General features: G+C 74.8%; 5 protein-coding genes. 4 read left to right on the top strand and 1 reads right to left on the bottom strand.

Annotated features, from left to right (window positions below; genetic code table 11):
• Positions 1–266 (top strand): DUF2267 domain-containing protein (locus MCBG_RS03590; RefSeq protein ID WP_043323856.1); only part of this gene is annotated, 266 nt, incomplete at its 5' end.
• Positions 263–523 carry a hypothetical protein gene (locus MCBG_RS03585; protein ID WP_043323854.1) on the top strand — a complete coding sequence of 87 codons (261 nt, stop codon included), beginning with the start codon at positions 263–265 and terminating at the stop codon, positions 521–523. The genes MCBG_RS03590 and MCBG_RS03585, both read left to right, overlap by 4 nt.
• A gap of 5 nt (positions 524–528) precedes the next feature.
• On the opposite strand, the gene MCBG_RS03580 is transcribed toward MCBG_RS03585, so the two are convergent.
• Positions 529–1458, bottom strand: coding sequence for a diacylglycerol/lipid kinase family protein (locus MCBG_RS03580; RefSeq protein ID WP_043323853.1), 930 nt, complete (start codon positions 1456–1458; stop codon positions 529–531).
• A 114-nt stretch (positions 1459–1572) separates the two neighbouring features.
• Here MCBG_RS03580 and MCBG_RS03575 point away from each other — a divergent pair, with 114 nt between their 5' ends.
• Together MCBG_RS03575 and MCBG_RS03570 are read left to right on the top strand one after the other, a co-directional pair.
• Positions 1573–3273 (top strand): sugar ABC transporter permease, encoded by a 1701-nt coding sequence (locus tag MCBG_RS03575; protein WP_223201043.1) that lies wholly within the window; start codon positions 1573–1575, stop codon positions 3271–3273.
• A gap of 47 nt (positions 3274–3320) precedes the next feature.
• Positions 3321–3866: hypothetical protein (locus MCBG_RS03570; protein ID WP_043323851.1), on the top strand; the 546-nt coding region annotated here is incomplete at its 3' end.

The following is a 3866-nucleotide window of genomic DNA, read 5'->3' as shown; positions in this document are numbered from 1 at the left end:
CCGACCAGCTGCCCGAGGCGCTGCGGGCCTACGCGTTCGGCCCGGCCGAGGCGGCCGAGCCGTTCGGGCTCGACGTGTTCGTGGAGCGGGTGAGCGGACGCGCCGACGTGGACGTGGACGCCGCCCGCGACGGCATCACGGCGGTGTTCGACGTGCTGCGCGACGCCGTCGACCCGGCCGCGTACACCCAGGTCGTCACGCAGCTTCCCGCCGAGTACGGCGACGTGGCCGACCAGAGCGCCCCGTACGTGCGGCGCACCGCGTGAGCGAGGACGCGCTGCGCCGCCCGCCCGAGGCCGACGCGCAGGAACAGCGGCAGGACGAGACGCTCGTCGGGCCACCCGACACGGTAGACAGGGCGGTGCCCGAGGCGAGCGAGGCGGACCTGGCCGAGCAGGGCGTGCTGCGCCCGCCGAGCGACCGCGCCGGCCTGGGCGAGTCGGTACGCGACGATCTGACCGCCTCCGACGCGGTGGAGCAGAACACGGAGATCCCGCTGCCCGACGAGGAGCACTGGGCCTGACCGGCTCAGTGGTCCGGGCTGTCCGCCCGGGCCATCAGCCGCAGCGCGTTCGGGTCCAGACCGATCCGGACCGGGGTCTGCCCGTACGGCTCGCCGTCGACCTCGATGCGGGCCGGCCGGTCGGTGTCCAGCCACAGCTGGCGTACCGCCAGGAACGGCTCGTCGCAGAGCGTGCGGCGGTGGCCGGCCGCCGCGTTGCGCGCCGTCTCGCGCAGCAGCCCGCGCCGGGTCGGCCCACCCACCGGGTACGCGACCAGCAGCCGGTCGTCGGCGGTGGCGTCGGCGGTGATCGGGCGGCCGGCGTGGAAACCGCCGTTTGCCACGTACACCTGATGGGTGGTGAACGTGTGCTCGCGTCCCTCGGCGCGGACCGTCACGCGCAGCGGCCGGTGCCGGGCCAGCAGACCCAGCCCGGTCATCGGGTACGCGAGCCGCCCGGCGGCCCGCTTCAGCCCCGGCGGCGCGGCCTGCATGATGTCGGCGGACAGCCCGATCCCGACGTGGTTGGTGAACCGGGTGTCGCCGATCAGGCCCAGGTCGACGTCGATCACCTTGCCGTCGGTGAGCACCGCGATCGCGGCGTCCAGGTCGAGCGGCACGCCGACGGTGCGGGCGAAGTTGTTGGTGGTGCCCAGCGGCAGCAGACCCAGCGCGACGTCCCGGTGGGCGAGCAGCCGGGCGGCCGCGCCGACGGTGCCGTCGCCGCCGCCGGTGACCAGCAGGTCCGGCCCGAGGTCGGCGGCCTCGGCGAGCACCCGGTCCAGTTCGCCGGGCCGGTCCACCGGGTACGCGCCGAGCAGCGTGAACCCGGCCGCGCGCAGGCGTGCGTGGACGGTGTCGTAGAGCCGCCGGCCACGGCGGGAGTGGGCGTTGACCACCAGCGCCGCCCGCCGTCGTCCCCGGATCGCCGTGGTCAGCTCCTGCTTGCTCCGCACGGTTGCGACAGTAGCCGCCCCGCCCGGCAGCGGTCCGGTCGCGCTGCCGACGTGGACGGCATCGGTTACCGTCGCGACGGCCGTGATCGTCGATCTTCGAGGGTGGATGTCCCGATGAATCAGCCGGCAACACCGCAGGCGCCAGCGCCCCAGCACACCCAGCCGAACCGCCCGGCGCGGACCCTGATCGGGCTGGCGCTGATCGTCCCGGCCGTGATCGCCTGGGTCTGGTCGTACGTCCTGCCCACTCTGTCCACAGTAGCCCGCAGCTTCCAGGGTGACGGGCCGCGCGGCTCGGGCGAGTCGGCCGGTACGGCGAACTACGAGGCCGCCCTCACCTCCGGCTTCGCCGGGCAGGTCGGGTTCGCGGTGCTGCTCGCCCTGATCCCGCTGGCGGTGGCGCTGCTCGCCGCGCCGCTGCTCGCCGTCCTCGCCGACCGGGCCGGCCGGGTCGCCCGCCTGGTCACCCGGGGCGTGCTGGCGCTGCCGCTCGCCGCGTACGCGCCGGTCGCGGTGTACCTCGGCCGGCGCGCCGAGGGCATCGAGGACGGCACCCTGACCCAGGATCTGCAGTCCCCCCGGACGTTCCTCGTCTCGGCGCTGGCACAGGTGACGTTCGGGCTGGTCGTCGCGGTGGCCGCGACGCTGTACCTGAGCGCCCTGCGCCGGCGGGACCCCGACCAGCGGCCCGCGCCCGCCATGCTGACCGTCGGCGGGCTGCTCGGCCTGGGCGTCCTCGCCGCCGCCCTGCAGACCTACACCGCCCCGGTGATCCTGACCGGCGGCGGGCCGCGCGGCGAATCCACTGCGACGCCGGTGTTCACCGCCGTGCAGACCACCTTCCGGACGATGCGCTTCGGTGTCGGGTCCGCCACGTCGACGCTGCTGCTGGTGCTGCTCGGGCTGCTCGGGATGGCCGCGGTGGCGCTCATGCTGGCCACCCGGCTGCGCATCGAGTTCGACGGCTGGCGGGACGGCCCGGCCGTCCGGGAGGCGGAGTCCTTCACCGGCCGCCGGCCGCTGCTCGTCGGGCTGACCGCTGTCGCGCTCGTCGTCGTCCTCGGCGTGACCGTCTGGGCGTCGCTGCCGTGGCTGCGGAACTTCTCCGCCGACACCGGGCCCCTGCCCAAGGGGGTCGAGACGGCGAACCTGTTCGCCAACACCTGGGTGCCGCCGCTGCTGTCCACACTCGTCGCGGTGACGGTCGCGGCGCTGGCCGGGTTCGGGATCGGCGCGCTGCGCCCGCTGGGGCGCTGGAGCGAGCTGCTGCTGGTGCCGTTCGCGCCGTGGTTGTTCGTCGGCGCCGGCCCGCTGGCCATCGCCAATTTCGAACGCACGACGGAGCGCGAACAGCTGGGCCTGTTCCTCGGCCTGGTGCCGCCGACCTGGCTGTCGGTGCCCGCGCTGTTCGCGTTCACGCTGCTGTTCCGGGGCCAGCACGAGCGGTGGCGTTCCGGCGGCGGCGCCGGCCGTACGCTGCTGCTGCCGGCGCTGCCGATGCTGGCCGTGACCGCGTTGCCGACCTGGCTGGCACACGCCCAGTCGCCGTTGTGGTCGATGCTCGTGGGCCGGGGCCCGGACAGCCTCACCGCTCCCGCGCTGGTGCAGATGATCGCCGGCCGCGCCTTCGGCGCCGGGGGCGAGCTTCCGCTGGGCCTGGTCCTGCCGCTGCCCATGCTGATCCTGTTCGTGGTGTTGTTCGTCGCGCTCATGGTCGGCTACCTGGATCGGCTCGCCGTCCGGGTGGGGCGGCGCGGCGGCCCGGACGCGCCGCCTACCGGGGCGCGCGAGCCTGCCGCCAAGGTCACCGCATAGGGAAATTCCCGATTACCGGCGGTGACGTCGCGCCTAGCGTCGCAGGCATGGCAACTGACGCGCTCACACCGGCCCGGACCGCCCGTCTCCACCGCGCCCGCCTGGCGCTGCCCCTGTTGCTGCTCGCCCTGCTCGCGCCGGCCGGGTGCGACTCCGGCGGCGACGTGCTCGACGGAGGCGCGGCCGACACCGTGGCGGGCGAGGACGGCGGCGACACCGACGCGGGCGCGGTGGACGACGTGCGGCCGCCGTGCCCGTTCACCGCCGCCCAGGTCTCCGAACTGGTCGACCGGAAGCTGCGCGACGAGGGCAACTGCTCGTTCGGCGACGGCATCGCCCAGCTGGCGGTCACCACGGCCTCGGCCACCGCCGGCAAGGCCACCTACGACTACCAGCACGAGCAGGCCGGCCAGCAGTACGAGAAGGTCGTCGACCTGGACCGGGGCGAGCGGGGTTACCTCGCGGTCAAGGACGTGCGCGGCGAGGCGGTGCTGATCGACGGCAAGGGCACGTACACGGTGACGATCAGCAGCTTCGGCGGCGGCACCGCCGGCAACGAGCAGATCCTGCGCCGCACGCTCGACGCGATCCCG

This window comes from Micromonospora sp. M42 (assembly GCF_000568915.1).
Lineage (GTDB): Bacteria > Actinomycetota > Actinomycetes > Mycobacteriales > Micromonosporaceae > Micromonospora > Micromonospora chalcea.
This window is presented reverse-complemented; position numbering and strand designations above follow the sequence as displayed.

Bases quoted from the DNA above. Each gene is read 5' to 3' on its own strand.
- MCBG_RS03575 (WP_223201043.1), top strand. From the start codon at position 1,573: ATGAATCAGCCGGCAACACCGCAGGCGCCAGCGCCCCAGCACACCCAG.